This is a genomic window from Pedobacter sp. (genome assembly GCF_045628745.1).
In the GTDB taxonomy this organism is placed as follows: domain Bacteria; phylum Bacteroidota; class Bacteroidia; order Sphingobacteriales; family Sphingobacteriaceae; genus Pedobacter.
This window is the reverse complement of record NZ_JAZQPU010000178.1, coordinates 1-4,703: the sequence shown is the minus strand read 5'-3', so window position 1 is coordinate 4,703 and position 4,703 is coordinate 1. Positions and strand designations below refer to the sequence as shown.

Sequence of the window (4,703 nt, the reverse complement as noted above, 5' to 3'; positions counted from 1 at the left end):
GGCAAGAACCTATGCTGCAGTATGTTTTTTACTGACACAACTGGTCCGCATGGGCTCCATCTTTTTTGGAATTGCTTTAAGTCTGCAGGCCCTTACGGGTTATTCCATGCAAATGATTATGGTAGTCATGGGCATTTGTATTATCTTATATACTGTTTTGGGTGGTATTGAAGCTGTCATTTGGACGGAAGTAATCCAGGCTGTGGTCAAAACTTTTGGTGCCTTGCTCATCTTATACCTCATCATTTCTAATATGCCTGGTGGCATTTCCAAAATTGTAGAGATTGGTCAGTCGGCAAAAAAGTTTAGTTTAGGCAGCTTCTCTCCTGATTTTATTGGCTCCTCTTTTTGGGTTGTTTTATTGTACGGTTTTTTCATCAATCTTAATAACTTTGGGATGGACCAGAACTATATCCAGCGTTACCATACGGCAACCTCTTCAAAAGCAGCTTCCAAATCAATATGGTTATGTGTATGGTTATATTTGCCGGCTTCCCTCTTATTTTTTATTATAGGATCTTGTTTATACGCCTTTTATGAATTCAATCCTGACTTGATACAATCCGTTAAGCACCAGGTGGCCATTGAAAGTTTACCCCCGCATGCATCGGCAGCAGAGATATTAAGGGTGCAGAATGCCTTGCAGCCCGCTGATTATGGTGACAAGATCATGCCACACTTTATGGTCACCAGAATTCCTGTAGGCCTGGTTGGTTTAATCGTTTCTGCAGTATTGTCTGCCGCTATGAGCACCATCAGCTCAGGCATGAATGCTTCGGCCACTGTCTTTTCCGTTGACATTTATAAAAGATATATTAAACCAGACATCACCGACCGGCAAAACCTTCTGCTACTGCATATTGCCACCGTTGGATTTGGCCTCATGGGCATGGCGATGGGCATAGCAATGATAGGGGTAAAAAGCATCCTCGATGTATGGTGGGAGTTTTCAGGCATCTTCGCTGCGGGCATGTTAGGTTTATTCCTACTCGGTATCATCAGTAAACAAACAAAAAACCGGGAAGCTATTCCTGCTACATTAATTGGCATTGCTGTAATCATGTGGATGACCTTTTCCATTTATTTGCCTGATGAGTATGAATACTTTAAAAACCCTTTAAACAGGAATATGATCATTGTGGTGGGTACATTAACCATCCTTTTAGCTGGCGTTTTCTTAACAAGAACTAAAAGTAAACTCATTAAACCTCAGTTATAATATATTTAAATATCAACTTGTAAAAAACAGAACCTACAATGAAAAACTCACCTAAAGGGTTCATCCCGGTAATGCTGACTCCCTTTTATGGCAATGGTAAAATAGATTTTGATGCTTTAACGCAGCTTACAGAAAGCTATTTAAAAGCTGGAGCGTCAGGTTTATTTGCCAATTGTTTATCGAGTGAGATGTTCGAACTAACTGATCAGGAAAGAATCCAGGTCATCAGCCATGTCATAAAAGTAGTCAATGGTAAAGTCCCTGTCATCGCCACAGGAACCTTTGGTGGAACAATTAATAAACAGGCCGACTTCGTGAAAAGGGTTCATGATACCGGTGTTGAGGCTGTAATCCTGATCAGCAGTTTACTTGCCGGAGAACAGGAAGCCGATGAAGTGTTCGACCAGCGTTTCTTTGATTTATTAGACCAGACAGAAAAAATTCCCCTCGGATTTTATGAATGTCCCATTCCTTACAAGAGGTTGCTTAAACCCCAGCAACTGCAGCAGTATGTGGCTACAGGCAGGGTGATTTATCATAAAGATACCAGCCTTGATTTGTTGCAAATTAAAGAGAAAATTGCAGGTACTGCAGGCCAGAAATTTGGGCTTTACGATGCTTACATGGTTCATGCTGTAGAATCTTTAAAAGCAGGCGCTGCTGGCCTTTCCTGCATACAGGGTAATTACTTTCCTGAATTGATCGTATGGCTTTGTCAGCATTACGATGACGTCAATTTAACCAATGAAGTGCAGAAGGTACAACACTTCCTGATCGATAACATGGATGTGATGCACAATGTATATCCCCTGGTATCAAAATATTTCTTACAAAAAAGAGGCTTGAATATTTTAACCTTTACCCGTAGAGATGTAGGTTCTTTTACACCATCAGTTATCCATGGCATTGAAAACCTCTATAAAGATTACGACTTTTTAAGAGAAGACTTAAATATAAAAATAGCGGTGTAAGCCGCTATTAATCATTTAAATACTTCCGCTTATAGTCAAGAGGAGTCATGCCCGTTACCTTTTTAAAATGACGATAGAAATTTGAAATGTTGTTAAAACCACAGTCAAAACAGATCATTTCTGTAGGTAGTTTATTCTCAATTAAAAAGCGGCAGGCATAACTAATGCGAATTTCAATCAGAAAATCATAATAGGTCTTTTTTGTCATCAGCTTAAAGTAACGACAAAAGGAGGTGACACTGAGGTTGCTTAAAGAGGCAATCTCTTCCAGGGTAATGTCTTTTTTATAATTGGATAGGGTATAGTTGCAAATTTTGTTGATGCGTAATGTTTCTGATTCATTAGACTGATAAAAGGTGTTTTTGCTGGTCACTACCATCGCATATTCATCTGTTTCTGCTAGAATCTTTAAGATAGACAACAGAATGATGATCCTGTCAATATTGGTTGCATAAACGGCCTGCTGCATCAATACGGCCAATTTCTCTTTAGCTTTTCCATGGATTACCATTCCACTTTTAGCTTTCTCAAATAATTTAGGAATGAGGTAAGCTTCCGGTAAATTAATGAGGTATTTCCCCAGGCAATCAGGCAAAAAGTGAATTACCATCGCCTCAATCTTCAAATCAGGGTTGCCTTGAAAATATTCATCCTTGCAACGCCATGTATGCGGAAGATTTTCTCCTAATAGAATCATTTCGTTCGGCGCAAAGTTGCTGATGTTATCACCTATAAAACGTACTCCTTCTCCTTTAATGATATAATGCAGTTCCAACTCCGGATGGTAATGCCAGAGATTACCGAAGTCAGATTTAATGTCATGTCTAATGCTGAACGAGCTTTGGAGCGTAATAGGAACTTTGTGGAAATGTGGTTTCATGTACAGGCTAGTGAAATAAGTTTCGGCTAAACGTATTAAATGTAAAATATCTTATAGAGGTAATAATTAAAGTTACTTAGTTATATGATAATATCCTACACTTTCTTGCTAAATACGATCAATAATTAAAGAGTAGTATTTTACAGATTTGTATAGAGCCTTATGGGCTATAACCAAAATATAAATCGGCATTTTCTTTTATCCACAAAAGGATTGTCCTGTATGAAAGATGAAACAATATAATCACGAACAGATTCTGTTAGTTGCGAGTGGTGATTTACGCCCCTCTGCCAATCAAAACTGCTGGCCTGCACAGCTGCAGATGGAAACTGCTTTGACCAAAGCTTTTGAAAAGTTTGGTGTTAAAGTTAAACGTGCGCATGCCTACGATTCCACCAAAAAACACGGCTTTATAGATTCCCAAAGAATGGGGATTGATATTTTCAGAACCATAGATCCTTATCAATGTGTCATTGTTGCCGAAAGTGTGTGGCAATATTCCCACCATGTTTTAGCCGGCTTAACAACTCATAAAGGACCTATTTTAACAGTCGCCAATTGGAGTGGTCAATGGCCTGGATTGGTGGGTATGTTAAACCTCAATGGCAGTTTGACAAAAGCAAATATTAGCTATAGCACTTTATGGAGTAAGGATTTTGATGACGACTTTTTTTTAGAAGGACTTGCTGAATGGCTTTCCACGGGAACAATCAGGTATGACCAAAGTCATGTAAAAAGCTTTGCGCTTCATAAAATCCCACTTGATGATGAAAAAAAGGGGAGGGCCTTTGCCCGTGCCTTAAGAGAAAGAAAAATTATCATGGGCGTATTCGATGAAGGTTGCATGGGTATGTACAATGCCATTATTCCAGACGAGTTATTACACCAAAAGGGATTCTTTAAGGAGCGCTTAAGTCAGTCATCTCTTTATGCAGAGATGCTGACCGTAAAGGATATTGAAGCAGAAGCTATCCTGACCTGGTTGCTAGATCAGGGGATGACCTTTAACTGGGGTAAAAATCCTACAAAACAGCTTACGCGTAATCAAACTTTGGAGCAATGCAAAATGTATATTGCTGCGGTAAGAATTGCAGCTACCTTCAATTGTGATACCATTGGTATTCAATACCAGCAAGGCTTAAAAGACCTCACAGTAGCAAGTGATTTGGTAGAAGGCTTATTAAATAACACCAACAGGCCACCCGTATTTTCTACTTCGGGCATTGAGCTTTTTCCTAATGAAGCATTGCCACATTTTAATGAGGTAGATGAATGTGCAGGAATCGATGCCGTGGTTACCTATAAGCTTTGGAAGGAGTTAGGGATGACTGGTGAAAACACCTTGCACGACATCCGTTGGGGCGAACACTATAAAGAAGGAGAAATAGATGCTTTTGTATGGACTTTCCTCATTTCCGGTGCAGCACCTCCAGCTCATTTTATTGATGGTTACCGTGGGGCAAGCAGTGAAAGACAACCACCAATGTATTTCCGTTTAGGTGGCGGAACCCTTAAAGGGATTAGCAAACCTGGCTTCATTGTGTGGAGCAGAGTTTACATTATTAATAACGAACTGCATTGCGACCTTGGTGTGGGCGAAGTAGTAGCCTTACCTAAAGAAGAAACACAAAGA

At 39.7% G+C, this 4,703-nt stretch carries 4 protein-coding genes; 3 read left to right on the top strand and 1 reads right to left on the bottom strand.

Going from position 1 to position 4,703, the window contains the following annotated elements; all coding sequences use genetic code 11:
* Positions 1-1,219 (top strand): sodium:solute symporter family transporter (locus ACR2F7_RS07050; RefSeq protein ID WP_432712877.1); only part of this gene is annotated, 1,219 nt, incomplete at its 5' end.
* 38 nt (positions 1,220-1,257) lie between these two features.
* Complete coding sequence (locus tag ACR2F7_RS07045) at positions 1,258-2,190, top strand: dihydrodipicolinate synthase family protein (RefSeq protein WP_432712876.1); 933 nt, start codon at positions 1,258-1,260, stop codon at positions 2,188-2,190.
* A gap of 7 nt (positions 2,191-2,197) precedes the next feature.
* Here the strand turns inward: ACR2F7_RS07045 and ACR2F7_RS07040 are convergent, their stop codons facing one another.
* Positions 2,198-3,070 (bottom strand): AraC family transcriptional regulator, encoded by an 873-nt coding sequence (locus ACR2F7_RS07040; protein WP_432712875.1) that lies wholly within the window; start codon positions 3,068-3,070, stop codon positions 2,198-2,200.
* 229 nt (positions 3,071-3,299) lie between these two features.
* On the opposite strand from ACR2F7_RS07040, the gene ACR2F7_RS07035 reads away from it, so the two are divergent.
* On the top strand, positions 3,300-4,703 hold a 1,404-nt coding region (locus tag ACR2F7_RS07035; RefSeq protein ID WP_432712874.1), incomplete at its 3' end, for a fucose isomerase.

Coding starts and splice junctions, on each gene's coding strand:
- ACR2F7_RS07045 (WP_432712876.1), top strand. CDS start 1,258: ATGAAAAACTCACCTAAAGGGTTCATCCCGGTAATGCTGACTCCCTTT.
- ACR2F7_RS07040 (WP_432712875.1), bottom strand. CDS start 3,070: ATGAAACCACATTTCCACAAAGTTCCTATTACGCTCCAAAGCTCGTTC.